Annotated in this window: 26 protein-coding genes and 1 riboswitch; of the genes, 3 read left to right on the top strand and 23 right to left on the bottom strand. The window is 47.3% G+C overall.

The features are described from left to right. Positions 1–111 precede the first annotated feature (111 nt). The 4 genes from POF51_RS01135 to dacB all read right to left on the bottom strand — a co-directional run bounded on the left by POF51_RS01135 (position 112) and on the right by dacB (position 5,445). The gene (locus POF51_RS01135; RefSeq protein WP_069844890.1) at positions 112–804 is read right to left on the bottom strand and encodes a YheC/YheD family protein; all 693 of its coding nucleotides are present in this window, start codon (positions 802–804) and stop codon (positions 112–114) included. Between the two features lie 23 nt (positions 805–827). Next, positions 828–1,235 (bottom strand): aspartate 1-decarboxylase, encoded by a 408-nt coding sequence (panD, locus tag POF51_RS01130; protein WP_069844889.1) that lies wholly within the window; start codon positions 1,233–1,235, stop codon positions 828–830. 84 nt (positions 1,236–1,319) lie between these two features. Further along, on the bottom strand, positions 1,320–2,384 hold the full coding sequence (locus POF51_RS01125) for an Ldh family oxidoreductase (RefSeq protein WP_271753348.1): 1,065 nt from the start codon (positions 2,382–2,384) through the stop codon (positions 1,320–1,322). Between the two features lie 166 nt (positions 2,385–2,550). Continuing rightward, complete coding sequence (dacB, locus tag POF51_RS01120) at positions 2,551–5,445, bottom strand: D-alanyl-D-alanine carboxypeptidase/D-alanyl-D-alanine endopeptidase (RefSeq protein WP_271753346.1); 2,895 nt, start codon at positions 5,443–5,445, stop codon at positions 2,551–2,553. Between the two features lie 179 nt (positions 5,446–5,624). On the opposite strand from dacB, the gene POF51_RS01115 reads away from it, so the two are divergent. Further along, complete coding sequence (locus tag POF51_RS01115; RefSeq protein WP_069844886.1) at positions 5,625–6,167, top strand: hypothetical protein; 543 nt, start codon at positions 5,625–5,627, stop codon at positions 6,165–6,167. Positions 6,168–6,430: 263 nt separating this feature from the next. Here the strand turns inward: POF51_RS01115 and POF51_RS01110 are convergent, their stop codons facing one another. Genes POF51_RS01110 through POF51_RS01100 form a run of 3 tightly spaced genes read right to left on the bottom strand, consistent with a single transcriptional unit; the run spans position 6,431 to position 8,835 of the window. Beyond that, positions 6,431–7,162: an ABC transporter permease gene (locus POF51_RS01110; RefSeq protein WP_069844885.1), complete on the bottom strand. Its 732-nt coding sequence runs from the start codon at positions 7,160–7,162 to the stop codon at positions 6,431–6,433. A gap of 12 nt (positions 7,163–7,174) precedes the next feature. Further along, complete coding sequence (locus tag POF51_RS01105; RefSeq protein WP_069844884.1) at positions 7,175–7,924, bottom strand: ABC transporter permease; 750 nt, start codon at positions 7,922–7,924, stop codon at positions 7,175–7,177. Continuing rightward, positions 7,924–8,835 (bottom strand): ABC transporter ATP-binding protein, encoded by a 912-nt coding sequence (locus POF51_RS01100; RefSeq protein ID WP_069844883.1) that lies wholly within the window; start codon positions 8,833–8,835, stop codon positions 7,924–7,926. Before POF51_RS01100 ends, POF51_RS01105 begins: the two co-directional genes overlap by 1 nt. 152 nt (positions 8,836–8,987) lie before the next feature. Here POF51_RS01100 and POF51_RS01095 point away from each other — a divergent pair, with 152 nt between their 5' ends. Further along, positions 8,988–9,701: a response regulator transcription factor gene (locus tag POF51_RS01095; RefSeq protein ID WP_069844882.1), complete on the top strand. Its 714-nt coding sequence runs from the start codon at positions 8,988–8,990 to the stop codon at positions 9,699–9,701. Beyond that, positions 9,702–11,084: a sensor histidine kinase gene (locus POF51_RS01090; protein WP_271753340.1), complete on the top strand. Its 1,383-nt coding sequence runs from the start codon at positions 9,702–9,704 to the stop codon at positions 11,082–11,084. It begins immediately after the preceding gene. Positions 11,085–11,160: 76 nt separating this feature from the next. Here POF51_RS01090 and POF51_RS01085 read toward each other — a convergent pair whose 3' ends face one another. The 16 genes from POF51_RS01085 to POF51_RS01015 form a co-directional block, all read right to left on the bottom strand. After that, entirely contained in the window at positions 11,161–12,192 is a 1,032-nt protein-coding gene (locus POF51_RS01085; protein WP_271753338.1) for an ABC transporter substrate-binding protein, read from the bottom strand. Then, a complete protein-coding gene (locus POF51_RS01080) occupies positions 12,189–12,947 on the bottom strand; it encodes an ABC transporter permease (RefSeq protein ID WP_069844879.1) in 759 nt (252 codons plus the stop codon). The genes POF51_RS01085 and POF51_RS01080 overlap by 4 nt, the downstream gene beginning before the upstream one ends. Then, positions 12,947–13,729, bottom strand: coding sequence for an ABC transporter ATP-binding protein (locus tag POF51_RS01075; RefSeq protein ID WP_020477525.1), 783 nt, complete (start codon positions 13,727–13,729; stop codon positions 12,947–12,949). The genes POF51_RS01080 and POF51_RS01075 overlap by 1 nt, the downstream gene beginning before the upstream one ends. Continuing rightward, on the bottom strand, positions 13,714–14,394 hold the full coding sequence (tenA, locus tag POF51_RS01070; protein ID WP_017248965.1) for a thiaminase II: 681 nt from the start codon (positions 14,392–14,394) through the stop codon (positions 13,714–13,716). Before tenA ends, POF51_RS01075 begins: the two co-directional genes overlap by 16 nt. Positions 14,395–14,401: 7 nt before the next feature. Next, positions 14,402–15,697: an acetylornithine deacetylase gene (locus POF51_RS01065; protein WP_271753335.1), complete on the bottom strand. Its 1,296-nt coding sequence runs from the start codon at positions 15,695–15,697 to the stop codon at positions 14,402–14,404. Further along, positions 15,690–16,463, bottom strand: coding sequence for a thiazole synthase (locus POF51_RS01060; RefSeq protein WP_069844877.1), 774 nt, complete (start codon positions 16,461–16,463; stop codon positions 15,690–15,692). Before POF51_RS01060 ends, POF51_RS01065 begins: the two co-directional genes overlap by 8 nt. A gap of 5 nt (positions 16,464–16,468) precedes the next feature. Beyond that, the gene (gene thiS, locus POF51_RS01055) at positions 16,469–16,672 is read right to left on the bottom strand and encodes a sulfur carrier protein ThiS (protein WP_007729348.1); all 204 of its coding nucleotides are present in this window, start codon (positions 16,670–16,672) and stop codon (positions 16,469–16,471) included. 199 nt (positions 16,673–16,871) lie between these two features. Beyond that, positions 16,872–16,982: riboswitch (TPP riboswitch) on the bottom strand. A gap of 41 nt (positions 16,983–17,023) precedes the next feature. Beyond that, positions 17,024–17,407 carry a kinase-associated lipoprotein B gene (locus tag POF51_RS01050; protein ID WP_069844876.1) on the bottom strand — a complete coding sequence of 128 codons (384 nt, stop codon included), beginning with the start codon at positions 17,405–17,407 and terminating at the stop codon, positions 17,024–17,026. A gap of 33 nt (positions 17,408–17,440) precedes the next feature. Further along, positions 17,441–18,652 (bottom strand): alanyl-tRNA editing protein, encoded by a 1,212-nt coding sequence (locus tag POF51_RS01045; RefSeq protein ID WP_271753327.1) that lies wholly within the window; start codon positions 18,650–18,652, stop codon positions 17,441–17,443. Positions 18,653–18,735: 83 nt separating this feature from the next. After that, positions 18,736–18,963, bottom strand: a complete 228-nt coding sequence (locus POF51_RS01040; protein WP_069844874.1) for a 50S ribosomal protein L7ae — start codon at positions 18,961–18,963, stop codon at positions 18,736–18,738. A gap of 96 nt (positions 18,964–19,059) precedes the next feature. After that, positions 19,060–20,343 (bottom strand): LysM peptidoglycan-binding domain-containing protein, encoded by a 1,284-nt coding sequence (locus tag POF51_RS01035; RefSeq protein ID WP_017248973.1) that lies wholly within the window; start codon positions 20,341–20,343, stop codon positions 19,060–19,062. Between the two features lie 64 nt (positions 20,344–20,407). Next, the gene (locus tag POF51_RS01030; RefSeq protein WP_069844873.1) at positions 20,408–20,716 is read right to left on the bottom strand and encodes a thioredoxin family protein; all 309 of its coding nucleotides are present in this window, start codon (positions 20,714–20,716) and stop codon (positions 20,408–20,410) included. 158 nt (positions 20,717–20,874) lie between these two features. Beyond that, positions 20,875–23,496, bottom strand: coding sequence for a class III lanthionine synthetase LanKC (gene lanKC, locus POF51_RS01025; protein WP_271753323.1), 2,622 nt, complete (start codon positions 23,494–23,496; stop codon positions 20,875–20,877). A gap of 141 nt (positions 23,497–23,637) precedes the next feature. Continuing rightward, on the bottom strand, positions 23,638–23,742 hold the full coding sequence (locus tag POF51_RS32145) for a class III lanthipeptide (RefSeq protein WP_017248976.1): 105 nt from the start codon (positions 23,740–23,742) through the stop codon (positions 23,638–23,640). 407 nt (positions 23,743–24,149) lie between these two features. Further along, positions 24,150–25,040 (bottom strand): NAD(P)-dependent oxidoreductase, encoded by an 891-nt coding sequence (locus POF51_RS01020; RefSeq protein ID WP_069844871.1) that lies wholly within the window; start codon positions 25,038–25,040, stop codon positions 24,150–24,152. A 32-nt stretch (positions 25,041–25,072) separates the two neighbouring features. Beyond that, the gene (locus POF51_RS01015; protein WP_069844870.1) at positions 25,073–26,545 is read right to left on the bottom strand and encodes an aldehyde dehydrogenase family protein; all 1,473 of its coding nucleotides are present in this window, start codon (positions 26,543–26,545) and stop codon (positions 25,073–25,075) included. Between the last annotated feature and the right edge of the window lie 7 nt (positions 26,546–26,552).

Below are 26,552 nucleotides of genomic sequence, written 5' to 3'. Positions count from 1 at the left end.
AGTTGTAATTGCAAGATCATTATCATTTTTCCTACAATAATTGAAAGTAGAAAAACAAAGGAAACCACATGCCATTTCTTACCGTTTGAACATCGACAAGTGGTTTTCCTCTTATCGTTTTCTCATGGAGACAATTCGTTTGTAAAAGGACTGATCCTCTAGCTTTTGAAAGAGAGAAAGAGCGGGTCGGAAGTTGGCTTCAATAATCCACGGTTTGCCATCCACATCAATCCCTAAGTCTAAACCGATCTCCCGGAGTGTCGGATAGGCTCTTCCCAATCGATTAGCTACCGCCGTAGCTACCATGCGGATGTCACTCAAGAGATGCGGGCCTGCTTCTATATTCGACAGCTTGATTGCCGTGCCGATGGGTAAAACTTTTCCACGACTGCGAGCTACATTTGTCACAACATAGCCAGGACCTGCAAGCTTTGCACACCACCCTGTTATGACCCAAGGCTCCTTGTAGCTCCTACGCTGGATCATGACACGCACATCAAAAGGTTTGCCGTTGATTCTACCAAGTGGGATAAGTGGCTGGAGCAGGTATGTTTTTGGCCGAAACAACGATTCCACGTATCGTCTCGTGGCTTCTTTCCCATCCACGAGACGACGGCGACTTCCACTATGAACCAAATACTGCTCTTCTCCTCGCGCCGTTACTTGAATAATTCCTGCCCCACCGCCGCCTCCCGAAGGCTTCAGCATCACGTGTGTAAACGCTTCTGCATACTCCCATAGCTCTTCAGGAGAGTACACGCGGGTTTTGGGCAAATACTCCTGCAAAAGTTCGTCTTGGACCATGTGCTTATGCTTGCCCCATTTTCCTACGTTTGGCGGTTTAATGGCATTGTCTCTCCATTCTTTATTAGATGATGCTCCTCTATTTTCGTGATACGATTCTGTTCGTCCACAAACACGACCTTGGGGACAAGCTGTTCGATCTCGGATTCATCGTACATGCCCATACTCAAAATGATGACCAGATCTCCTGGCGTAAATAGGTGGGCAGGTGGTCCGTTCAAACAGATGACTCCGCTACCCGATGCCCCGGGTAACGCGTATGTTTTCCAGCGCGTGGCATTACGCAAACTGGTTATTTGCACGATTTCATATGGCTTGATATCTGCCGCATCCATAAGAGCAACGTCAATTGTGATACTCCCCACGTAATCCAGTTCGGCCTGCGTAACTGTCGCCCTGTGAATTTTGCCTTTGCACATGTGTCGTTGCATTGGCGGTTCACTCCTTTCCAAACCGATGACATTAGTCTATGTGCAATGTATTGTCCATGAAACCTACCACGATAGGAAATCTGGTTAAGGGACATGATACGCAGCCTGCAAATCGACGCCATAGGTGCTGCATAATTGGCTTAGTTCTTTCGTCAGATTCGGATCGAAAGGAATACCGTTTTCCATACGTTCTTGCTTTTTTCGGCTCTCGATCTCCCCAGGAATGAAAATTTCGGATACCCCTTTCTTCGTAGGTACGCTTTTCACCTCACGAATGTATGCATCCATACTGGCGCAAAAATCGGGCAGTGGCATAAATCGTTCAATATCCACCGTCAAGAATAGATGTCCAACGTTTTGTGGATCATTCCAATTGTCATACAGGCTTTTTACATGTGGTCCCGTTGCTGCACCCGTTAGCAGCCCACACAAGATATCAATGAACATCGCCAATCCATAGCCCTTTGCTCCCCCGATCGGCAAAAGTGAGCCAAGCAAGGCTTGTGTGGGATCAGTCGTTTCCTTCCCATCGGGATCGATGGCCCAATCGGCAGGAATCGTTTCCCCTTTTTTTACGGCTAAGGCGATTTTTCCCCTGGCAGCGACACTCGTAGCCATATCTAACAAAAAGGATGGCTCTTCCCCTGCCGGTATTCCCACCGCAATTGGGTTTGTTCCGAAAAAAGGGCGTATCCCTCCTGTAGGTGCCATTGCTTCGGGGGCATTGGAAAGGACAAGCAGAATCCTTCCTTCTGCGATCGATCGTTCTGCATAGTACGAACAGGAGCCAAAGTGGTTGGAATGACGAACACCAACAACCCCGATTCCCATCTGCTGTGACAACTTGATCGATTCCTCCAAAGCCGCCACCCCGACTACCGCACCCAGCTGGTTTTTGCCGTCTACCAGTGCTGTTGCCCCCTCCTGTTTCCATACCACTGGTTCATCGTTCAATTCAATCAAGCCTGTTTCGATTCGTTGGATATAAATCGGCAGCCTCGCCAGACCATGGGACTCGATGCCGCGCAAATCAGCATGGACGAGAGATTCTGCGACAAGCCTTGCATGCTCGCGTCTGGCACCTGCCTGTACAATCACTTCTGTTACGACTTGCTCCAAACGCTTCCAATGAAAGAGTGCAGGGTGCATCTTCTCTTTTTCCCCTCCTTCACCGCTGTTCTGTACTTCGCCTGCTTCCTAATCTGAATATAGATATGTCACCCACTGATTGACCGCTACAGGCATTGACCCAGTTCAATCGACTGTCAACGCAAAAAAGGAGCTCCCGATAGTGGGGCTCCTTTTTACGTGACTCCTATTCATAACTGGCCAGTATCGTGATGATCTGGTCCTGCATCTTGGTAAACAGCTCTTCATCTTCGACATAGCCATTAAACATAATCGAAACGACGAGCTTCTCCCCGCCTTTGGTCGTGATATAGCCCGACAGTGTATTCACACCCGTCATCGAACCTGTTTTCGCATGAAGATTATTAGCGGCAGGTGTGTCCTTCAAGCGGTTTTTCAGCGTACCATCCATCCCCGCTATGGGTAAAGATTCATCATAAGTAGCAAATGTAGATTCCTTGGTCATTCCCTCCAGTACGGATGCGATTTGCCGAGCAGAAATAAGATCGTAGCGTGTCAATCCTGATCCATCCATCATGTCGAAGCTGGTATTCCCGCCGAGCGAAGATACGGTTTCCATAACGACCTCTGCCCCAGCCGCTGCGCTCCCTTTCCCTTTCTTTGCAGCTCCGAGTGTCTTGAGGAGCATTTCGGCGTAGTAATTGTCACTGCGCTTGTTGAGGTACTGAACGATTTCCTTCAGCGTCAGTGACTCAAATTGTGTCCATTTCACTGCTGCTGGAGGAACTGGCTGGATCAGCACTTCGCTTTTCGGAGCAAACGTAATACCTTTCTGCTCCAACGTTTCCTTCAGTACGGTCCCCACGTACTTGGCTGGCTCTTCCACAGGCACACGCTCGTAATCGCCTTCGTGATCAAGTGGGAGGTTCCCTGACAGTCTGATGGTATTTGTGCCACGGTCCCGCAGGATAGCAAACGTATTTTCTTCTCCTTTTTGTACGGTCTTGGCTTCATTGATCACTTGCACATATGCTGTTTTGGGAAGCACGTTGATTTCCACTGGTTCGCCAGCATCGTTAGCGGGCTTGAATTCGATCATAACCGTCCCACGGTTCAATGCTAGAGCCCCAATGGTCGGGTTGTAATAATAGCTCTCGTCATCCCATGCCCAGCCGAGGCCAAGCCGTTGTTGGTCAAAGTAGCTTTCATCCATCACGAGATTCCCATTGATACGTGTGATTCCTTGCTGCTTGATCCACCCTGCTATTTTTTCAATCGACACACCTTCCTGTACCTGAAGCGCATTCTCTGTGTGCAAAGCAGGGTCACCGTATCCTTTCACATATAGATTGCCTTTTTGTACGCCTGGAGAGGTGATTGGTGCGTCTCCATACAGCTCCGTTTTGAATACGTAATCCGAACCAAGCTGATTCAGCGCCGTGGCAGTCGTCAGCAGCTTCAGATTCGAAGCAGGGGTAAGCAGTGTGTCCGCATCCCGCTCGTATAAGACGGAATCACCTGTTGAATCCAATGATTTGATCATGATGCCTGCCGTAACACCTGCTGCTTCCGGCGTATCGAGGATAGGATCGATCAAAGAAGAGAGTGGGTACGTCTTTTTCTCTGGAGGGCTGAACCCTTCCGGTGCTGCGATATCCGGATAGGTTGTTAACAAAATCCCGATTTGATCCTGTAGCTCCCTCGCATACTTCGATTTATAGATGCCGTTGATCAGAATCGAAAAGGCCAGCTTATGACCATTTTTTGCCGTTACATAACCAGACATTGTGTTAACTCCGCTTAATGAACCTGTCTTCGCAGCTAGATTCGTTTCCGCACTGGTTCCTTTCATGCGGTTTTTCAAGGTGCCGTCCACCCCTGCGATTGGGAGTGATTTTTCCAGCTCCGTTCGATATTCTTGCTCTTGCAAAAAGATGAGGGCTTCGACCATCTGTTCTGGAGTGATCATATTAAATCTCGATAACCCCGAGCCATCTACTTGGCGGAAGCCCGACTCAATGCCAGCGCGCTCCATCACGTCCGCTACCGCTTCACTGCCTGCGTAAAAGCTCCCCTCACTTTTCTGGGTAACCCCCAGCGTCTTTACAAGCATCTCCGCATAGAAGTTGTCACTATCCTTGTTGAGCTCCACCGTGATCTCACTCAACGGTTTGGATAAGTGGGTATAGAGCGGCACTCCGCTTTGCAGCACTGTTTTTTTCACTTCGATCTTCGAATGTAAGGCAATCCCTTGTTTCAGCAACTGATCCTTCCATAGATCGCCCACATAAAAAGCCGGGTCTTCCATCGTGACCTCTTCTTCATAAGGAGCTGCTTGCATCCCGATCGTACCGGATACGATGATTTCATTTTTTCCACGCGGGCGATCGACGAGCACATTGCTCTCCTTGCCCTCTGTCGTTTTTAACTGGTTTGTGACTGTTATGTATGTGGTAGCCGGATTCATGGTCAGGACGGGGGCATCGTTCACCGTTTTACCGGGGGTTGCGGTTAGCGTCGTAAAGTTTTTATTTACGGCTAATCCACTGACCTGAGCGCTGTACCCATACGGTTCATCATCCCACATCCAGCTCGTACCCAATCTGGTCTCATCGAAATAGCTGTCATCGAGAAGCAGGTTTCCATTGATTCGTTTGATCCCTAAATCCTTGATGGCTTTTGCCATTTGTTGCAAATCGTCTGGCTTCAGGCTAGGGTCCCCATAGCCTTTTAAAATCAAATCTCCTTGCAACACGCCACCGTTATTTATCTTTCCGGAAACAAACACCTCAGTCTTCCACTGATAATTCGGCCCCAGCTTATCCAGACCCGCAATGGTCGTAAACAGCTTCATGTTGGAAGCCGGGATAAAATTACGTTCGGCATTGTGTTTATATACGTACTTTTTGTCGGTTAGATCGTAAACCGCGATTCCAGCGTACATGCCCTTGCTATTCTCGTCATTTTTCAAATCGGCGAGGAATTTTTCTATGCTGAGTTCCAGAGGACTAGAGGAAGTGACCTCTTCCCTGGCTAGTGCAGGCAAAGCTGCTACCTGCAACAAGAGAGCCAACACGAAAAACCACGTACCAACACGTCGAAAAGCAAACAAATGATTCATGATAACCTCCTTGTCATAGTCTGGGCGATTTCAACCAATAAATCACAGTACGCCATCATGATAGCACGTATTCTATTTATTCGGAATATTACCATTATACTAAAAGTCTACAGGCATGAACGATACCCTTTCCGTTCATACTACCTTCAAAACTTCTTTTGTTTGGAGGAAATGGCTTCATGTTCTATCGATTGCTGCTCTGTTTGTCACTTCTCTGCGCCTTTTCATTCTCCGCACTTGCCCAAACTGACATCGGTCGTGTACAAGTAGATCCCGCACCGTATCCTTCTCTTGCCGATCTTGTAAAAAGGTCAGACTTGATCGTCATCGCATGGGTAAACGGTGCTCATCAGCCTTATCCAACGGGACGCAGCGTTCCCCAAGGCAAGATCGTGAATTACACACAAAACCTCCAAGTAAGAACAACGATAAAAGGCACGTCGTCCAGACGATTAACTGTGGTTAGCACTGGTGTAGAGCCGCTTCCCGATGCCTCCAGCCCGCTCAACCTGCAATATCCTGGACCGCTGTCGGAAGGGAATTATTTATTGTTTTTGCGAAAAGTGAGAGGATCACAGCTGTACAGTACAGCAGGTCTCTGGCAGGGCGTTTACCCGATCTATCAAGGAAAAACGATCGCCCTGTCCAATCTTGGCTTTACGGAGTTGAACCAGCTGTCACAAGAAGAAGCCGTCCGAAAAATAACAGCGATATCCCGCTAACGCCACAGCAAAAAACCGCTCTCGTAAACGAGCGGTTTTTTGACGTTTCCACCCTGTGCTGTCAGTTGCGCATCACGTAGATGAAAATCGCCATAGACACTGCACAAGCGAGTACGCTGAGAATAAAACCCCAGATCACCCATTTGCTATTTGTCTTGTTTATGTGTTTGTCGTCCATGGAAACTTCTCCTCATTACAAGCATTCACCTTCTATTATAAGGTTGTTTGACAGGAAAGGGAAACCGTTAATGTGGTGAAAACTGTTAAAGACCTGCTCTCGTCAGATGACGAATCCCCAGCGCACAGCCGGTCGTCACAAACAGTACACACATGACTGCAAACGTCCCCAGCTCTCCTAGCGATAAACTCTCTTGACTGAGCACGCCCATGCCAATCGTTAAAATCGACAGAGGAAAAAACATCCCGAGCCCAGACACATACAAGCCCAGCCCTACAAAAACAGCACACACACTAATGCCGACAGGTACAGCAAAGCTCTGTATCCGCGTGGAAAGCCATAGTTGGAAGGCGATGATGGTGAGCGAAGCCAGCCAGCCTCGCATGATCCATCCGAACACTTCCGGAGGAAACGAAAAATGTACGTGTAGTCCAGCGCTGAAACCCGCGCAAATATACAGCACGAGGAAAAAAAGCTGCACAGCAAAAAGGAGAACGCCAACCACTACTACCTTCGCGAAAAAAATCGTTGGAGTCGATACAGGCGCTGCCAGTATCATGTTCCAGTTCCGATTTACATGCTCCAGTCTGCACACGAACGAACAGCAGATCGCGATGAGAATGGGCAAGAAAAATTCTCCGTAGAACAAGCTCACCTGCGTCCACAGGCTATACCAGCCATTTTGCAGGATCGCTTGGTTCATCCAGTAGTTGGCGAAGCCGATCAGCGTACTGAAAACAGGAAGCACAAGCAAAACGAGCCAAATACGAGAACGACGCAGTTTTACCCATTCAGCTCCCAAACATCTGAGTAGCATAAAAAATCCTCCCTATACGTCTTGCCGGGATACGTGAATGCTCCCAGCAAGGTAGAATGAGATGCCCATGAGTACGACGATGATCGGCAAATGAACGCCGATTTCACGCGTAGTAAACAGCATGGTTTCGTTCACGTACTGATACGTAACGGGCGAAAAGTCTACATAGTACGACCAGATGAAAAGGCGTCCGACTTGTGGCGGAAACAAGCTCGCTGTCATCCCAATGAACCCCCCGATCATCCCGAGACATAGGCTAAATGCCTGATTTTTGATGGCGAGAGATATCCATTGTTGCAGAGCAATCACCACGAGATTCGTAAGCGTTGTCCCTGCTACAAAGCGGAGTAATAGGCCAATCGGGACTGGCTCTGCTAAACCATAGCCAATGCCAAATGCCACGATCGCCACTACCTGTAAAATGACGGCTCCCCCGATCAAAACAGCCGCAGAGACGAACTTTGCCGCATAAACCGCTTTTCGACTGACAGAGGCAGCCAACAGCAGCTTCCACGTACGCCCTTTGTGTTCCATATCACAAATCCGTGAAACAATGACAGCCGAACCGATCGGCAAAAACAATCCGTTCATGGCTGTAATCGTGACAAGAATGGCGCTCCACGTCGCGGCATCCGGATTTTTTGTCATGGAGATACTGACAGCCATAAACCCCCATGCCAGTTCGATACTCAAAAGAATGGTGAGCATGAGAAACAAACGCTTATGTCGAATTTTATAAAACTCCAGCCAAAGCGTTCTCATTACAAGCTCCCCTCCTTGCCTGTAAGGGAGAGGAAAATGCTCTCCAAGCTTTTTTTGTGCTCTTCAATCCGATAAACATCTATGCCCGCCATAATCAGCGCCCGGTTTGTCTGCGCTACCTCTCTATCCCCCATGCCTTCCATGACCAGGAAGCCATCTTGGAGACTTGGAGAAAGCTCCATCTCTTGAAGAACTCTTCTCGCTTTTTCATTGTCCTGCGTTTTCATCCACACATGAGGCTGACTATTCCGTTGCAACTGCTCCATACTCCCTTGAAACAGCAGTTTCCCCCCGTGAATAATGCCGATGGACGTGGCCACTTGCTCGATTTCCGAGAGCAGATGGCTGGAGAGCAAGACGGTCATTCCATACTCGTGTGGCAACGATTGAATCAATTCCCGAATCTCACCGATTCCCGCAGGGTCCAGACCGTTTGTCGGTTCATCGAGGATGACGAGCTTTGGAAAATGCAGCAAAGCCATGGCAATTCCCAGTCGCTGCTTCATCCCGAGAGAATACTGATCTACCTTTTTGTTCTTTTGTTTTTCCAAACGGACGATTTGCAAGGCTTTTTCTACATGTTTGTCCGGTACATCTCGTAGCCGCTGCATGACGCGCATATTTTCCAGGCCGGTAAGATGACCGTAATAGGAAGGAGCCTCGATCAAGGAACCCGTCTGACTCAAAATCTCAAGTCGGTTCCTGCTAAAATCCTTCCCGAATACAGATACACTCCCTTCACTTGGCTTGACTAATCCTAGCAGCATTTTAAGAGTCGTCGATTTTCCTGCACCATTTGGACCGAGGAAGCCATAGACCTCCCCTTCTCCTACCGCAAGATTCACCCGTTGGACGGAATAGACCCCTCCATAGCGTTTTGAAAGGTTTTCCGTTCGAATCACAGTATTCATCTTTTCTCGCTCCTATCTGTTGGTCTCTCCTACGAAATCATAGAGTCCCAACCCGTCGATAAGCTGACAGGAACCTTACAACAACCTTAAATTGACTCCGAGTGGGTAGAACACACAATTCGAGCGAGTATAATGAATACGGGTGATTCAATATGGAAGAATGGAAACAGAAAAAAGTGCTCATCGTGGAAGATGAGCTTGAAATCAGAAATATGATCGATGGATTTTTGCGTAAGGAAGGATACTCTCGTATTTTTCATGCGGGTAGTTGTAAAGAGGCGTTAGTGATTTGCGCTTCGGACAAGCCTGATGTCGCGATCCTGGATGTCATGCTGCCTGATGGAGATGGATTTGGACTTTTGACTTCGATCCGTCGCTTCTCGCAAATCCCTGTCATTTTTCTTTCAGCGAGAGGGGAAGATGAAGATCGATTGCTCGGACTTGGCCTGGGGGCTGACGACTATATTGTGAAGCCATTTTTACCGCGCGAGCTCGTTCTTCGTCTCCTGGTCATTTTACGACGCGTTTACGCGCCTCCCCAAATCGATCGTCTGCCCGTTTTCCAGCTTGGTGACAGTACGATCGATTTGGAAGCGGCAATCGTGACGAGAGATCACCACGAATACGCTTTGACCGCCAAGGAACACGCACTCTTGCGAAAACTCTATGAAAATCGGGGACGAATCGTCACGAGTGATGCTCTGTGCCAATCTGTATGGGGTGACGATTACTACGGGTATGAAAACACGCTGATGGTTCATATGCGGCGCATTCGCGAAAAGATCGAGCCATGTCCGTCCACCCCTGAATATTTGCTGACGGTAAGAGGACTCGGATACAAATTACTCGTAAAGGAAGAGTTGTAGATGGATGGAGCCGCACGAATTTTACGTCGTTATACAAGTGCTTCTATCCTGATCGCCGTCTTTTTGCTCATCGTCAATTACATTATTCTTGGTACATTTGTTTTCAAAGGCATGAACGAAGGCTCTTCTCCCGTTCACGTCACACAAACTGTCGCAGAAGGCCTTCACAAGAACGGTACCAGCTATACGTTGGAGCCAAATGCACAAGATTGGTTGCAAAAGAGCCAGGCTTGGGCCATGCTGATTACGAACGATGGGAAAGTCGTCTGGGAGCACGCCATACCGGACCAATTGCCCCGCGCCTATTCTCTGACAGAAGTGGCGCAGTTTTCGCGGAATTACTTACAGGACTATCCTGTTTTTGTATGGGAGAATGAGATGGGGCTGGTCGTCGTGGGCTATCCGAAGGACAGTCTCGCCAAGTACCAGTTTCATTTCCCGATCAGTTGGATAAGCGATTTGCCGTATCGATTACTGGCTTTGCTTTTCGGAAATATACTACTTGCCGCTCTTCTCTCGCTTTTCATCGGCTCTCGACTCATTCGGGCAATCCGCCCACTGATTAGCGGGATTCACGCTCTGTCAGAAGATCAGCATACACATGTCGAGGCAAAAGGAATGTTCAGCGGGATTGCCAAAAGCATCAATCATGCATCGTCGCTTCTGCAAGAGAAGAACGCTTTGCTAAAAGCAAGAGACGAAGCACGCTCGAACTGGATCGCTGGAATCTCCCACGATATACGCACGCCATTATCGATGGTGCTCGGGTATGCCAGTGAATTGGAAGAGAGCAACGCGGTGCCTTACGAACAGCAGCAAAAAGCAAGCATTATTCGAAAGCAAGGGGAAAAACTCCGGTCTTTGGTCAGCGACTTGAATCTCGTTTCCATGCTGGAATACGAAATGCAGCCCATACATACCAAACCGATTCGGCTATCGACACTTGCGCGGCAAATTGTCACTGACTTTTTGAACAATGATTTGGCAGAGAGCTTTACCATCGAGCTGGATGTCACGACTGAGCAATGCTTCGTGATGGGCGATGAAAAACTTCTTGGACGCGCCATCACGAATCTGGTTCAAAACAGTATCGTGCATAACCCATCAGGCTGTCACATCCACGTGCAAACAACCCTGTCAGGCAATCAGCGCAATGCTCTCCTGATTATCACTGACAACGGAAAAGGCATCGAGCCATGCATGCTGCCTGACTTGGTGGAATTGCCTTATTCATCAAAACGAAAATCTCCCTCATACAATGGTCATGGTCTCGGTTTGCCCATGGTTGCGCGTATTGCTGCCGCTCATCATGGACGCCTGCTGTTATCAAGCGATACAGGAAAAGGGATGACAGCAGAACTTTGTTTCCCCCTCTCCTCCTGATCGAAAAAGCACCTCCTCTGTCTCGCCAATGAAGAGTAGCTCTCAAAAGCGTGCAAAGGGGGTGCTTTTTGGCTGATTACTTTGCGAGATCGCGCATGATCTCTTCTGCTTTAACTTCAGCCGTAATCAACTTCTCTTTTTTCATCCAATCAATCAGTGTTTGCCATGATTCCACCGTCTGGTATCCAAAAGGCTTTTCTCCCGCATCCATTAACGGAATCAGGATATCCAAGCTTTTGGTCTCAATGTCTTGTTCCAGCGGGAAATCGGCAGCCTGTTTGGTAAACAACAGATCGAGTGCCTTTTCCTTATTATGTTTCACATAGTCCTGGCCCTTGCCAATCGCACGCAGGAATCCTTCCACAGCTTTCTGCTTTTTGCCCAAAGTATCATCACTTGTCGCTAATACGAGCTCATAGTAGTCCGGTACACCAAACTCAAAAGGCTTGAACACATTGACTGGAACGCCGTGTTTCTCCAAAATCGGTTGCTCATGGTTGATATAGCCACCTACTACAGCATCGACCTTTTTGGCTGTCAACGCTGGAACGATGTCAAAGCCGATATCCGTGAAGGTCAGTCCGGAATCATCGCCACCATTATGCTTCACGACTTGACGTACGATCGATTCATCGAGTGGAAGTGATGGATAACCGATATTTTTTCCAGCCAGCTTTTGCGGCGTATCGATTCCACTGTCCTGGCGCGTCATGATGACGTTTAACGGATGACGAACGAGTGCACCTACAGATACGACAGGTACTCCTTCTGCACGAGCTTGGATGAGCTGTGGTTGATAGCTGATTGCCAAATCTACTTTACCCGCCGCCGCCATCTTCAACGGATCATTGCTGTCTGAAGGCATTTGCATGGTCACCTTGAGGTTCTCGTCTTTGAAATAGCCTTGCTCCTCTGCGACATATAAGAAGGAATGTACAGCATTCGGATACCAATCCAGCGCAATCGTCAGCTCTGTCGGCTCCGCTCCTTTATCAGCAGGAGCTTGCGTCTGGCCAGCATCCGAGCTCGCCTGATTGCCGCAAGCAGCAAGACCTGTTGCCAATGTGAGTGCCATGAATGCTTTCGTCCACTTGTTGAAAGGTTTCATTGTTGTTCTCCTTTAATTTTCATATGCGGGGAAAAATGACGTTCGATTCGTCCAACCAGCCAAAACAGCAGCATGCCGAGAATCGAGAGCAACAGGACGGAGGCAAACAACGCGGGAGCCTGAAAATTGCCGGATGCCCGTCTGCCAAAGTACCCGAGACCCTCGCTTGCCCCCAGCCATTCTCCGATCGTCGCCCCAGCCACACTGTAGGTAGCTGCCACTTTGAGACCACTGAAGAAATGGGGTAAACTCGACGGGAGTTGCAGCTTGGTGAAAATTTGTCCGTTTGTTGCCCCCATCGTTTTTAACAGCTGGAGCATTTCCTTGTCCGTCGAGCGAAGTCCATCATACGTGTTGACGACGATCGGAAAGAAAGTAAACAGAATCGTAACAGCGATTTTTCCAGATAAATCATACCCGAACCACAAAATAAATACGGGTGATAATGCAATAATGGGGATCGTTTGGGAGATGACGATATACGGATAGACCAAGCGCTCGACAATCCGACTGCGAATCATCGCGAAGGCAAGAGAGATTCCAAACACAATCGAGATCGATAGCCCTAGTAACACTTCCTGTAACGTCGCCCAAAGATGGACACCTACTAGAGAGGCACGTAAATCCCACAAAGACACAACGACAGCGCTAGGCGGCGGTAAAATGAATGGCGGCACTCCGAAGAAGCGACATACCGCTTCCCACACCAGGAGAAAAATGGCGATGGAGATGCCAAACCAGATGCCTCTCCCCATCATGCTTCTCTCCTCAACGGCTTCGTTGCTGCTTGGCGCTCCTGTCGCAGCAGTTCCCAAATTTGTTCACGCAATGCCAAAAATCCGGCTTGATTGCGACTGCTTGCCGTCCGAGGTCTGCTTACCGGAACGGTTAATTCGATCGGCTTGGTGATCGGACTACCCGAAAGCACGATAATACGATCTGCAAGTAAAATGGCTTCGTCGATGTCATGTGTAATCATCAGCATCGTACTGCCTGTTTCCTGCCACTTTTCCATCAGCCACTCTTGCATGTCCATTCTCGTAATTCCATCCAATGCACTAAACGGCTCATCCAACAGCATCATCTCTGCACCAGAAAACAACGCGCGCAAAAAGGAAACCCGCTGACGCATCCCACCGGAAAGCTGGGCTGGATAGCTGTCAGCCCAATCCTGGAGCCCGTACCTTGGCAATTGCTGTCTGACGCGCTCATGCGCTTCTTTTTTCTTCATACCTTTGATTTCTAGCGGCAAAGCTGCATTTTCGACAATCGTACGCCATGGCATGAGCTGATCGCGTTGGGGCATATAGCCGACCTGCCCCAAACGATTTGCAACTGCTACACTGCCTAGTCTGATTTCGCCTTGCCCCGGCTCAAGAAGACCTGCGATGAGTTGAAACAAGGTGCTTTTCCCGATCCCGCTTGGACCGATCAAACTGACGAACTCTCCTTTTTCCACACGCAGATCAAAATGATCGAGAATCTGCTTGTCGCCATACGAAAAGCTGACGTCGGCGAAAGCTAGTTGTTCTCCCACGGCCACATTTCCTCTCTGTAGGACATGTCCCAGAACATGTACTCCATTTTGGAGGTATTGACAAAATACTCTTCCAGTTTGGCCAGCTCTTGCTCGCTCTTTCCTTCCGCCAATTGGTTCATGATATCCATCAGCCAGATCGCCAACTGCCCAAACTCATCGGAGCTGTACATGCGTACCCATTCCCCGTACAGTTCGTGTTCCAACGCCCCTTCTACTTGTGCCAAGCGCTTGCCGATTTCCCAATAGCTCCATGTGCATGGGAGTAGTGCACTCACCAATTCTGCCAACGACCCTTGATGAGCGACACGCAGCATGTAGCTGGTGTATCCCAGCATGACAAACGAAGGCTCTGTCGCTTCCAGCTCCGCGCGAGAGATGCCAAATCGCTCAGCATACTGACGATGCAGCTCCATCTCTGTGTTCAGCGTCGATTCTTGCAAAGCAGCGAATCTGGAGCTTGTTTCCAGATCGTACGCCTTCACACTCGCAATCGCGAACATTTTCGCATAATCAATCAGATAGATGTAGTCTTGTTTCATATAATATTTGAATGCTCCAACGGGCAGGCTGCCATCTCCAAGTCCGGTGACAAAAGGATGTTGATGGACACGCTCCCAGATCGGGGCTACACTTTTTCTCAAACGATCAGTAAAGGTTGTCATGCGATACTCACTCCTTCGCTTCCTTTGGGGTATTGCACCAGGTCGCAATAAATCGGGCCATAATCTGGGCAAAATGAACAAGCTGGTCAGGATCAATGGATTCATCTACGGCATGTGCATACGTGAGCTCACCGGGTCCGAATAGTACAGCTGGAATGCCTGCTTGCGCAAACCAGCCTGCATCCGTCACCGTAGGCGACATATTAACGACAGGCGCTTGATGCATGTGACTTTCATAGACGGATTGCAGCGTTGCCAACCCCGGATGTTCCGTATCCAACTCCAGTGAAGGGAAGATTTCACCGCGCTCCTCAATCATCGAACGTCCGCCCCACCGGAATGTTGGAGGATTGTCTCTCAACCAAAGATCAGCTGCTGCTGCACGCCCGACATGATCCTCGATCTCTCGGATGATCTCTTCGTAGGATTCATTTGGATAAAAATGAACGGTAATCCATAGTGCGCAACGGTCTGCGATGAACGCAGCGTGACGACCACCCTCGATGACTGCGGGATTGATCGTATTGCTGCCTGGTGGAAAACCGGGGTAGGACTTCATGACAGCCCAATCCCGCTCCAGCTCCTGTAGTGCGTTGATCACCTTCGTCATTTTTTCAATGGCAGAAGCTCCCCGTACGCGTCCGCCTGCATGAATGGTCTGTGCGCGCATTCCGTCATGCAGCGTCGTCGGACTCTCAATCGTGATCCAGCATGTGATGACCCCACCCTGTCCTTGCATTTGGAGATTGCTCGTATCCACTACAACGGCGTAGTCAGCTTGATAGCCTCGCTCGATGGCGACCAATGTCCCCGCTTCACCCGCTTCTTCTCCGATGACGGATTGAAAGAGCAGATCGCCTTGGAGCTCCATTCCGTGTTCGCGCAGCATTTGGATCGCAAACAAACTCGCTGCCAGTCCACCTTTCATATCCGCAACACCACGGCCGTACAGGCGCCCATCTTTGCCATGTGTCAGAGTAAACGGTGGATAGGTCCACCCCGTATCATCTCCGACTTCAGCCACATCGATATGCCCGTTGACAATCAAACTGTTTGCCTGACTAGAAGCACTCCCTGATAACCGGCCGACGATATTGTCGTCTCCTGGATATACCGTCCAGCGATCGACCTCGAATCCCATCGCTTGCAGTCTGTAGGCGATTACTCCTTGTGCGGCATCGCTGTTTCGCGCGGGAGGACTCACAGTCGGATGAGAAACGAGCTCTGCCAGTAATGCGAACAGCTCTTCTTTGCGGCTGGCAATCGATTCTACCGCTTCTGTCAGTCGATCCACGCTACTCAATCATCCCTTCAGTCGGGCTACTTGCGGACGCGTAACGCTTTTTCGCGATACGGCCTGCCAGGAAGCCTTTGCGACCTGCTTCCACTCCGAGCTTCATCGCTTCTGCCATCAAGACAGGATTGTCAGCGAGAGCGACTGCTGTATTCAACAAGACACCGTCAGCACCCAGTTCCATCGCTTTCGCGCAGTCTGCTGGCGCGCCAATTCCTGCATCGACGATAATCGGTACCTTAGCATCCTCGATGATAAAGCGGAGGTTGTTTTCGTTGACAATCCCTTGTCCGGAACCAATTGGTGACGCACCTGGCATAACCGCATGTACGCCAACTTCTTGTAAACGTCTAGCAAGAATCGGGTCGTCATTGGTGTAGGTCAGTACGATAAAGCCTTCTTCCACCAAGATTTTCGAAGCCTCGAACGTACCAATCGGGTCAGGGAGAAGGGTTTTCGGGTCTCCAATGACTTCGACCTTGATCATGTCACACAATCCTGATGCTTTAGCCAAACGAGCAATGCGCACTGCTTCTTCAGCGGTATAGGCACCTGCTGTATTAGGTAGCAAGGTGAATTTTTTCAAATCGAGCTGTTCCAAAAAGTTTGGTTCTTGCGGATTTTCCAAATTCAAGCGACGAATCGCAAATGTCAAAATCTCTGCTTCCGACACCTCTACCGCTTTCCCTTGTGTATCCAAATCAGCGAATTTACCTGTCCCGAGAAGCAAACGGGAGCGAAACTCGTAAGGTCCAATTTTCAATGTATCCATCATGATGATCATCCTCCTCCGACAAAATGAACGATTTCTATGCGATCTCCGTCTGCAATCGGTGTTTGTTCGTACGCGGAGCGATCAATAATTTCACCATTTCGTTCTACGACGACAATCTTCTCTTGCAGGGAATAAGAAGCAAGCAAGGCTCGCACTGTCGTGATCTCTTCCGCCAACTCTACTTTTTTCCCATTCAGCTGAACAATCATTGATTACCTCCTTCTACTGGAAAAAAACGGCTTCTCCCGCCTGCCTGAGTCGATTCAGACAAACAGAAGAAGCCGTATACCCATCCCATCTCCCCAGACGAATGGCATAAAAAAACCATCCGCCTCGGATGGTTAAGTGAGATCTGATCATGCATGCACGCAAACAAGCATAGTTCTGCTCGGATGCGACACCGTGATACTGATTCCAAATACCTCTTCCTCCGCTGGCATGACCCAGGTCAGGTTCAACGGTCAGTAACACACTCGTTACAATCTCAGCCAACGTTGCTTGGCCCCCGTTTGGTAGTAAAGCTATGCAATTGTCGTACATTCGAGTACTACAGTACCACTCTATTTCGTGTTTGTAAAGGCTTCCTTGTGCATCTTTTCCAGCTCAACGAGACAACGCTCTGCCCAAGCTGCCATTTTCGAAAGCTTTTCCATTTCTCTCTCCATCGCCTGACGCACAGATTCCTTGTAGTCCGGAATCGCGCCATTATAGCGAATGACCCCTTGGACAGGCGTCATGAATTTTTCCATGTAAGAGAGTGCTGGACGCTGGTGAAACAGCGGCACATCTACTTCGTAGGAAGAATGCAAATCGCCTTGCGTCGGGTATTTAGTAACGGCCAACACTTTTACCAGCAGCTTCGAATCGTGGATTTCCAATACTTCTGCAATATATTCTCCAGTTCGCTGCGCCACGCGAACGATATCTCCCGGATTCCAGTTCATCGCGGTTTCCTCCTTTTATTCAATCAAATGTATTTACATGAGTGAGGCTTCCAGCAGTTTGCGAGCATGCAGCAATACTTCTTCCGCATCCACTACTGACTGACCACCACCCTGTGCCATAGCAGGATTTCCTCCGCCTTTTCCTTCAATGACCGGCAAGGTTTCTTTCAACACTTGATTGATAGCTACGTTGACTTCTTGCCCACGAGCAAACACGATTTGCATTTTGTCTTCGGTAGTAGCAGCTAAAAGGCAAATCGCATCTGGCGCCAGAGCAGTAGCCAGCTGTGCGAACTGCTGAAGCTGTTGAATGGTTTTGTCCGTGAAGGTATGCATAATGAGGCGAGAATGACCGAGTTGGCTAGCAGCAGATAGTTGTTGATTGACTTCCACCTCTAAGAGCTGCTTATCCACTTCTGCCAATTTTGCCTTCAAGGTGTCACGTTCTGCAAGGAGGCGTTCCGTCTGTGCGATCAGTTCACCTTCATTGGTAGCGAGCAGCTTCGCCGTATCACGAACGACAGCTTGCTTTTGGTTGTAGTCCCGCAAAGCTCGCCAGCCACAGATGAATTCCAGACGAATGTTTCCGCGATGTCGCTCCCAGCCCAAGATCTTGATCATCCCGACTTCGCCCGTACGTGCAGGATGTGTTCCTCCGCATGGGTTGTAATCAAACTCAGGAATCATCACGACACGAATATTTTCAGTAACGGTCGGCTGTTTTTTCAAGGGCAGCGTTGCCAATTCCTCGTCATCAACGAACCGCGCTATGATGGGGTGGTTTTCCAGAACAATCTGATTCGCTCGCTTCTCTACCTTCTCCCATACATCTGTTGTCAACTCATCTAGTCGTACATCAATGGTGACACGTTCTTTGCCCAAGTGAAAGGCAACGGTCTCCGCTTGCACGACTTCCAGGAAGGAAGCAGATAAAATGTGTTGTCCAGCATGCTGTTGCATATGATCGAAGCGACGGTCCCAATCGATGTGACCCGTTACTTCCGCTATGCTTTTAGATAAGGGAGCTTCCAGTCTATGGCGAATTTCGCCTTCTACCTCTTCCACATCTACCACACGAATCTCTTCCAATACGCCCAGATCGGAAGGCTGTCCACCTCCAGTAGGGTAAAAAGCCGTTTGATTTAGTACCACGTAAGGTGTCCCATCTTGCTCGACACCAGCCCTCGTCACCTGGGCCGAAAACGTTCTCGTATAGGCATCCTGATAATAGAGTCTGTCGTCCATCGTTACTCCTCGCTGCATGGAACCATGGTTCCAGCCTGATTCTCCCACTTGGGGGCAAAACAAAAAAAACGTATGTATAAAACTTAGCCAAACAAGTGATCCATTTGTGTTTCACGCTCTTGGCGCTCCTCTGGGCTTGCCAGGTCATACTTTTTCAATAAATGAAACAGCTCATTTAGACGCTCTTGGCTGAGTTCGCCATTCAACTGATTCTTGAATTGACTCACACGCAACTCCGACAGATGTGGAGCTTGTTCTGCCAGTTTTTTGAGTACGTCCTCATGGCTGTGATCCAATTTGCATTCTCCCATGATTTCTCCCCTTTTCCTTACTGTCATCTTCATCATACCATGATTTTTCATTCGAAAAAAAGGCGTACAACCCGCGATGGAATGTACGCCAGATGACTATGCACGCTTACGGACGCGAAAGTTCTCCTCGATCAACAGCCAATTTTGCGGAAATGGCAAACCGAGTTTCCAGTAGCTGACGCCTCTCAAACCAAGTTGTTTAACTAGATTGAACTTAGCTTGGATCGACCGCGCATCCTCAAACCACACCTGATGTTGCTTGCCTTGATCATCGGTGTACGTAAAAAACGGAGCCTGTGCGCGATAGTCATACCGGATCACTGCATTATGCTGCGCAGCCAAAGCAATTGCGGCTTGTGGACTCAGAGCTTTCGCTGTCGTTCCTCGCTCGTACGGTAAGGTCCAGTCGTATCCGTACAGATTTTGGCCCATCAAAATTTTTTCGGCTGGTATTTCGGTAATAGCGTACTGTAAAACACGCCGCACTGGTCCGATCGGAGAAACCGCCATGGGAGGACCACCACTATAGCCCCATTCATACGTCATGATCACGACAAAATCGGCAAGCGCTCCTATCGCTTTGTAATCATGGGCGGAATACCATTTGCCAGCTTGCTCGGCACTCGTCTTCGGTGCGAGCGCAACAGACATCATCAACCCTGCTGCATGTATACGGTCCCTTGCTTTTCGCAAGAAGTTCGCGTACGCTTCTGCACCTGTTGTGGGCAATGCTTCCAGATCAAAATGGATATCCCCCATTCCCAGCTCACGGGCGGTCGCGAGAATATTATCCAACAATTTGTTCTGGAGCTCTTGATCGTTCAGGATGAGTGCGCCCAGTTCCGTACTGAACTGACCTTTTTCCAAATTCGTCACGACCATCATAAGTAGTACTTGGTTTTCTTTTGCGATCGCCGGAAAATTGTTCAGCGTTGGTCGATCGAGGGTGCCATCCCGTTTGATACGAAAGCTAAACGGTGCCAAATACGTCAGATGAGGGGCAGCCGTCCGAACATCCGCTTCCATCGCTGGTGGGACAGTGCGGCGCGGTTCCACATATGCATTGAAATCAGCCGCTCGTCTAGGGCGAGGCGGGATATAAAGCTTTTGCCCGACTTGTAGCGGTTTATAGGGAGAAATCCCATTGACGCGAGCAAGCTCTGCTGCGCTGATCTGGTAACGCTGACCGATGGTATACAACGTATCTCCTTGTTTGACCCAATAGTAGCTTCCTACAATCGGGATCACCATCGCCTGTCCGGTTGCCAGCTTATTGGGATCTGGCAATTCATTTGCCTTGGTGATCGCTTCTGCCGTCGTGCCGTACGTCTCGGCGATGCTCGCTAAGGTTTGTCCTTCTTCCACCACGTGGATTTGCATACGCCTCCTCCTTCGCATTTCTTCTCTCTCTGTCATATTCATGGCGAAGGAAATAGGTGTATGTCTAGGCCAGAGGTTTCAGTACATCGTATAAAAATCCAACGGACTGGATGGCATAATGGCGTTCCAACAATTCATTTCTGTGAAAAATAAGCAAGGCGGGAACGCTGGTCACTTGCCATTGTTCTGCCAATGCAGGCGCCGTATTAATGTTGATCTGATACAGAGGAACGGTAGGTAATGTTTCTTGCATGATGCCGAGCATACGTGCTGCGAGCTTGCAGGTCCCACACATCGGTGTATAGACAAAAAGAGCGAACGACTCCTTTTCTGGCAGGTATTGGATCAGTTCTGTTGAGGTTAGTTCTTGCAAGTCGTATCTCTCCTTTCTGCACATTGGACATGATACAGGATCTAAACAACCTTTTTCTCTTTCGCAAACCAAAAACGACAGTAACCAACCATAAGGTAGCACTGTCCATTTGGTACTCTTATACAATTATGGAACAAAGCCAACCACTACTCTACGCCTCATTGCTTGATTGTAGTTGGGGCGGCATTTACACATGCTACATCTTGGCTATATTTTGTATTTTTATAAAAATCATCGATATTTATTAATGGAAGCCAATATAATGGGTTATCTTTCAATATCCCCTCTAAAGCTAGTATAATACCAGAACTCCCTGTTTGAAAGTCATCAGATAAACGATAACAAAACTGCCCTGGAAATAAAATATGATTTTCCTTAGGAATTAAAAATAGACGTAACAATTCAATTACACAATCTTTTTTGATTGTATACGCAGACTCACTTTTTCCTAAGAGAGGCGGTATTATCAAAAAGCTTCCAGCGCCATCGTAAAGCCCCCCGCTTATGCTACATCTAACACGATATAAATTCGTAATTAAGCTCAATTCTCTTTGGTAACGTTTTTTATCACTAACATGATTTAGGTATACGATTGCTATTCCTATGCCTAACGATCCCCCTGAAAGGTAAGGTAATAAGCGATTGGAGTCATCAATCGTTTGCAATGTGCTTTTGTCTTCTTTGGTTTTTTCTAAATCTTTATCAATGCATTCGATAGATTTCAAGTAATAATTTTCCTTTTTGGTGACTGCATACAAAGCCGAGTAAAACAGCGAGACTCCAGACCAACCGTCCATTATACCGATTGGAATCCCGGCCCAATCCTGAACTTTTAACTCTTTCTTCTCGCTCATAAAAGTATCAATGATACTCGCTACAAATATTGCTTTATCCAGAACACGTTCATCTTTTTCTTCTAAATAAAGACTAACGAACCCCAGACCTATACCTGACAATCCTGACCTTAAAGATAGATCAGACGAATTAAGATTTATGTTTGCAAAGATGTTCATTGCTTCTTTTTTATAACCGATTTCATACAATGTTGTCCCTATGCCTGCTTTACCTGTTAATAATCCACCTTGTTCAATAGAATCGATGTTTTTCATTAATTCATTTTCAATCCAATGGTTTATATTCTCACTCACAGTACCAGATCTAAAAAATGCTAGCGCAGCTCCAGTGCCTCCATTTTGTACATTGTATTTCCCTGCTTTGCTTTCATATTGCCTGATATCACCATGAATTAATTTTTCGCTAGGAACAAAATTTTTCTCAATACCATTTCTGAGACCTTCAATAATGGAGGAAATATCCTTTTTCATCGCATTTTTATTTATGGCATGCGACCTATTCTCTTCTCCTATAAATGATAAATGTTGATTACATTTTTCCCTTATCATTTTTACAAATAGTAGAAAATCCTCTCCATAAACCTTTTCAATCCATTGATCTTGATAATAAAACATATCAGAATCAATATCCTCGATTGGTCCAATTGGCAATAAGCAATGTCGTAGGATTTTCTTTATTGCATACCAATCCCTTTCTCCGTTATTTTTATTACGGGGATGAGAGAATCCGTATGTTTGCAGTGTAGGCTTTCCTTCAGAATCCTTAGGTCGTGCTGTTTCAAAGTCAATCAGAGTCACGTTTAAATCTTCGGATATGATGATATTTACTGGTTGTAAATCTCCCATTCCTACACCATTTTTATGCATTTCTTCAACAATAGACACCAATTTAGTAAGAATATTATGTATTTTGTCCTTATAGACTTTGATATCATCATTATTAATAAAAGGGTAGTTCGCTACAATCCAGGAATCTAAGTCCATTCCATCCACATACTCTTCCACAAGAAAACTATGTTTCCAATGTGTAAAGTAATCTAGTATATTTACAATTCCATCTACTTTCGATAGCTTTGATAAAGCATCAAGTTCGATTTTTTGTCTTTCTAATGCATCAACTTTTTGACCATCCAATCCTGATTTTGGCCTTGCTTCTTTAATAATGACTTTCTTTTTATCTTTCTTCCTTTCTGTTACATAGATTCCTCCACCATTCGTAAAGCGAAGTGCAGTTTGAAATTCGTATTCTTCAAATTTATTATTTTCTACTTCAGCCTCAATAGATGTGGTATTTAAAGTATCTAAATACTGATCAAATTCTTTAACAAAAGAAGGTACTTGATAGTAAGGAACTCTTTCGTCTACAAGCAATTCACCATTCTCATCTTTTATGCACAGTTCGCCTTGTTCGTTGAATATCATTGCAAATCCACCATACCTATAGTAAACATTGCTGTTTTTCCAACACTTGTCACTCAGAATGTATGGACCACTCTCAAAAGAATGAAGGGTGGTATATAGTAGATCTAATAAATGTAAAAAATCATCATCACTAGGAGGATAGATCGTAATGAACTTTCCCGAACTTGCTCTATTTGCAATCTTTGAGTTTGAAGTGAAATAATCCCATTCGCTTGCAAGATGTTTGAAATAGACTTTACGTTCAACCAATATATGACTGACCTTCTGTAAAATCTGTTCTGCATTATCAAGTGTTGCACTAATATGGATTTTCCAACCTTGAGCTTGCAAGGATCGTTCTTTAAACTTGTACATTTTCCATACAGAATTTTCTTCCCTGCTAACTACACAATCATCTGATAAATTCGTCACATTAAATTCTCTCTCAGTAACGATTGATTTGTTAGGAGTGAAATATTTCGAGTTTTCATTTAAATAATCATAATAAACCATGTCTGCCTTCATGATATACTCTCCTCTCATAAATGATTTATGAACCTCTCCCAATAATTTGTAAGCTACATCTTATGTATTCGTCTCAATCAAAAGGACCTAGTTGAAGTTACCCTTCAACTAGGTCTTCTCTGAAGAAGCACTTTACAACCATTACCCCCATGGCCAAGGGCAAATGTTACTATACAACGACCACCTAGCAGCTGCTTCACTTGCCTCGTTTTGAGGAAGTTTTTGTAAATTCAGTACTTGATTCATTATCATTCACCTCCTTCCAAAATTTAGATGAAATGTCGTGCCTATTATTTTTCAAATCTATAAAGCTTGTACTATATTAATACTCCGGTCTTCATCGCGAACTAAAATTCTAACCACCTTTAAATCGAATCTATATTACATATTTTAACAATAATTGATATTATTGTCAAATGAATTCGAAATCTGCAATATATTCAGAAAATTTCTTGAATAGCTGATGGTACCTATATAAGGGCTTTCCAGCGCCACTTGCCCCACAATAGCTGTCACTCGGTTACTGAAGATTCTTGGAGAGTCACCTCTACTGAGTTTTTCATCTTTTATTTGGGGAAGAGAAGCCTACGAAGATAAAAAGCAGACTACAAGCAATAGTTGCTGTAGTCTACTTTCTCTTTCAGATTCAACGCTTAACGCGCAATCGTTGTATGAGCCAACTCCTCCGTCACGGTACAGACGGCACTCGAATCCCAGCTACCCTTGCCTTGTGCTTTTGCTGCCTCATACATTTGCGCAACCGTACCACCAACGAGAACAGGCACTTGTTGTTCACGTGCGGTTTGCGCATAGAGCTGCAAATCTTTGTGCATATGATCCAATGAAAAGACCGTATTTTCATACGTACCGTACAAGATGTTAGGCCCAAAAACGGAGAGCACACGATTGTGGGCAGAACCTTTGTCCATGACGGCTGCCAGCTTGTGTGGATCGACACCTGCTTTTGCACCGACACTGAACGCCTCGCCCAATGCTGCTGTGATGACGGCAACGACAGAGTTGTGGCAAAGCTTCGCCACTTGTGCAGAGCCAGATTCCCCCAGATAAAAAATTTCCTTTCCAATTGCTCTGAGATAGTCCATGATTTCTGGAAGCTTTGTCTCATCTCCGCCGACCATAATGGTCAACGTTCCGGCCACAGAACCCGCAGGTCCTCCACTCACCGGACAATCGTAGTAGTAGATCCCTTTTTCTACGCCGTGCTGATTCAGACGTTTTGCTGTAGCAGGATCGATCGTACTTGTATCAAATACGAAACTACCCTCCCCTAATGATAAGAAAAGCCCGTCCGCACCCAGCATAACTTCCTCAACAATCGCAGGACCTGGAAGCGAAGTGAAAACGACACGTGCTACGCTACCCACTGCCTGTGGAGACTCGACGACTATCGCTCCTTTTTCCTTCGCCCAGGCTTTTGCTGCTGGACTTGGATCATAGGCATACACGTGGTAGCCTTTTTGCAACAGATTGCAGACCATCCCTTTACCCATTGCACCGATGCCGATTACACCAATCGCTTCCATCTTCGCTCCTCCTGCTTTTCCTATACTTATACTTATGGCCGAATATAAACCGTTTTGGTCTCGACGTAAAAATCGAGCGCTGACTCCCCTTGCTCTCTCGGACCCAATCCAGATATCTTTTTGCCACCAAACGGAAACTGTGATTCAAAATGAGTCGACGGCATATTAACATGCGTGACACCTGACTGAATGCCTTTGACAAATTGGAAAGCTTTTTGTAAATCGTTCGTAAAAATCGTGGAGGACAAGCCAAATTCAACCTGGTTAGCCACTTGCATGGCATGTTCGAAAGAATCCACATCGATCACGGCGATCACAGGGCCAAAAATTTCTTCGTTGGCAATCGTCATCTCCTGCGTAATGCCGGTAAATACCGTCGGCGCGACGAAGTAGCCCTGGGCGAGATCACCTTCTACAAGGCGCTTACCCCCGCATTCCAATACGCCACCTTCTTCGATCCCCTTTTGTACATAATGAAGATACAAATTGAGCTGATGCTCGTCCACTACTGGCCCGTTATGATTGTCTGGATCGAAACCATTCCCGATTTTCAAGCCCTTCGCTCGCTCGATCAATTTTGCTTTTACTTGTTCAGCTACTTCGGGAACAACCAATACACGACTGGTCCCCGTACAACGTTGGCCATTATCGAAGAATCCACTCAGTACAATGGAATCGATAGCGAGGTCAATATCAGCGTCCGCGAGAATGATCGCCGGATTTTTCCCGCCCATCTCTGCCTGAATCTTGCCTCCTCTGGCTCCAACTGCTCTCCCCAAAGCAAGTCCCACTTCCGAAGAACCCGTAAATGAAATCCCTTTGACCAGTGGATGATTCGCTAATTCATCACCGATGACCGCACCCGGTCCTGTTACCAAATTCACGACACCACTCGGAACGCCGCTCTCAATCAGGAGCTCCATCAGCTTTACGCTAATCAAAGAGGTGTTGCTCGCTGGCTTGAACACAACTGTATTGCCTGCGAGGATAGCCGGGACGATCTTCCACAAGCCAATCCCCAGCGGAAAATTCCATGGCGCAATAATCGCGAAAACCCCGATTGGCTCTCGCACGGTGTAACCAATTACCCGTTCATCAAAGGAAGGCACCGTTTGACCTGTCAAGCGTGTGGCTTCCCCAGTCAACTGCTTCATGGAGGTGATTGTCTTGGCGACCTCGCCTCTCGCTTCCCGCAAAGTTTTTCCGACTTCACGAGTGATCGTTTCTGCGAGCTCTTCTTTGTGTTTTTCCAATAAGTGAATGAGGGAGAACAAGAATTCTCCACGTGTGGGAGCGGATTTTTGTGACCATTCACCAAAAGCATTGGCAGCAGCTTCAATGGCAGAACGCGCATCCAGCCCGTCCGATTTTTGAAAAAAACCGAGAACCTCATTCGTATTGGCAGGGTTCGTGCTTGGGAAAACCTGTCCAGTATGGCTCGTCACCCAAGCTCCATCGATGTAGTTATTGTAGGTTGCTGTCAAATCGTCTCCCACCTTCCGCATCTTATAG

This window comes from Brevibacillus sp. AG (assembly GCF_028369215.1).
GTDB lineage: Bacteria > Bacillota > Bacilli > Brevibacillales > Brevibacillaceae > Brevibacillus > Brevibacillus porteri.
The sequence above is the reverse complement of the archived record's forward strand: the minus strand, read 5'-3'. Positions and strand labels throughout refer to the sequence as shown.

Excerpts from the sequence above, each read along its gene's own strand:
- POF51_RS01135 (WP_069844890.1), bottom strand. The coding sequence starts at position 804 with ATGGTCCAAGACGAACTTTTGCAGGAGTATTTGCCCAAAACCCGCGTG.
- panD (WP_069844889.1), bottom strand. The coding sequence starts at position 1,235 with ATGCAACGACACATGTGCAAAGGCAAAATTCACAGGGCGACAGTTACG.
- POF51_RS01125 (WP_271753348.1), bottom strand. The coding sequence starts at position 2,384 with ATGCACCCTGCACTCTTTCATTGGAAGCGTTTGGAGCAAGTCGTAACA.
- dacB (WP_271753346.1), bottom strand. The coding sequence starts at position 5,445 with ATGAATCATTTGTTTGCTTTTCGACGTGTTGGTACGTGGTTTTTCGTG.
- POF51_RS01115 (WP_069844886.1), top strand. The coding sequence starts at position 5,625 with ATGTTCTATCGATTGCTGCTCTGTTTGTCACTTCTCTGCGCCTTTTCA.
- POF51_RS01110 (WP_069844885.1), bottom strand. The coding sequence starts at position 7,162 with ATGCTACTCAGATGTTTGGGAGCTGAATGGGTAAAACTGCGTCGTTCT.
- POF51_RS01105 (WP_069844884.1), bottom strand. The coding sequence starts at position 7,924 with ATGAGAACGCTTTGGCTGGAGTTTTATAAAATTCGACATAAGCGTTTG.
- POF51_RS01100 (WP_069844883.1), bottom strand. The coding sequence starts at position 8,835 with ATGAATACTGTGATTCGAACGGAAAACCTTTCAAAACGCTATGGAGGG.
- POF51_RS01095 (WP_069844882.1), top strand. The coding sequence starts at position 8,988 with ATGGAAGAATGGAAACAGAAAAAAGTGCTCATCGTGGAAGATGAGCTT.
- POF51_RS01090 (WP_271753340.1), top strand. The coding sequence starts at position 9,702 with ATGGATGGAGCCGCACGAATTTTACGTCGTTATACAAGTGCTTCTATC.
- POF51_RS01085 (WP_271753338.1), bottom strand. The coding sequence starts at position 12,192 with ATGAAACCTTTCAACAAGTGGACGAAAGCATTCATGGCACTCACATTG.
- POF51_RS01080 (WP_069844879.1), bottom strand. The coding sequence starts at position 12,947 with ATGGGGAGAGGCATCTGGTTTGGCATCTCCATCGCCATTTTTCTCCTG.
- tenA (WP_017248965.1), bottom strand. The coding sequence starts at position 14,394 with ATGACAACCTTTACTGATCGTTTGAGAAAAAGTGTAGCCCCGATCTGG.
- POF51_RS01060 (WP_069844877.1), bottom strand. The coding sequence starts at position 16,463 with ATGATGGATACATTGAAAATTGGACCTTACGAGTTTCGCTCCCGTTTG.
- thiS (WP_007729348.1), bottom strand. The coding sequence starts at position 16,672 with ATGATTGTTCAGCTGAATGGGAAAAAAGTAGAGTTGGCGGAAGAGATC.
- POF51_RS01050 (WP_069844876.1), bottom strand. The coding sequence starts at position 17,407 with ATGAACTGGAATCCGGGAGATATCGTTCGCGTGGCGCAGCGAACTGGA.
- POF51_RS01045 (WP_271753327.1), bottom strand. The coding sequence starts at position 18,652 with ATGGACGACAGACTCTATTATCAGGATGCCTATACGAGAACGTTTTCG.
- POF51_RS01040 (WP_069844874.1), bottom strand. The coding sequence starts at position 18,963 with ATGGGAGAATGCAAATTGGATCACAGCCATGAGGACGTACTCAAAAAA.
- POF51_RS01035 (WP_017248973.1), bottom strand. The coding sequence starts at position 20,343 with ATGCAAATCCACGTGGTGGAAGAAGGACAAACCTTAGCGAGCATCGCC.
- lanKC (WP_271753323.1), bottom strand. The coding sequence starts at position 23,496 with ATGAAGGCAGACATGGTTTATTATGATTATTTAAATGAAAACTCGAAA.
- POF51_RS32145 (WP_017248976.1), bottom strand. The coding sequence starts at position 23,742 with ATGAATCAAGTACTGAATTTACAAAAACTTCCTCAAAACGAGGCAAGT.
- POF51_RS01020 (WP_069844871.1), bottom strand. The coding sequence starts at position 25,040 with ATGGAAGCGATTGGTGTAATCGGCATCGGTGCAATGGGTAAAGGGATG.
- POF51_RS01015 (WP_069844870.1), bottom strand. The coding sequence starts at position 26,545 with ATGCGGAAGGTGGGAGACGATTTGACAGCAACCTACAATAACTACATC.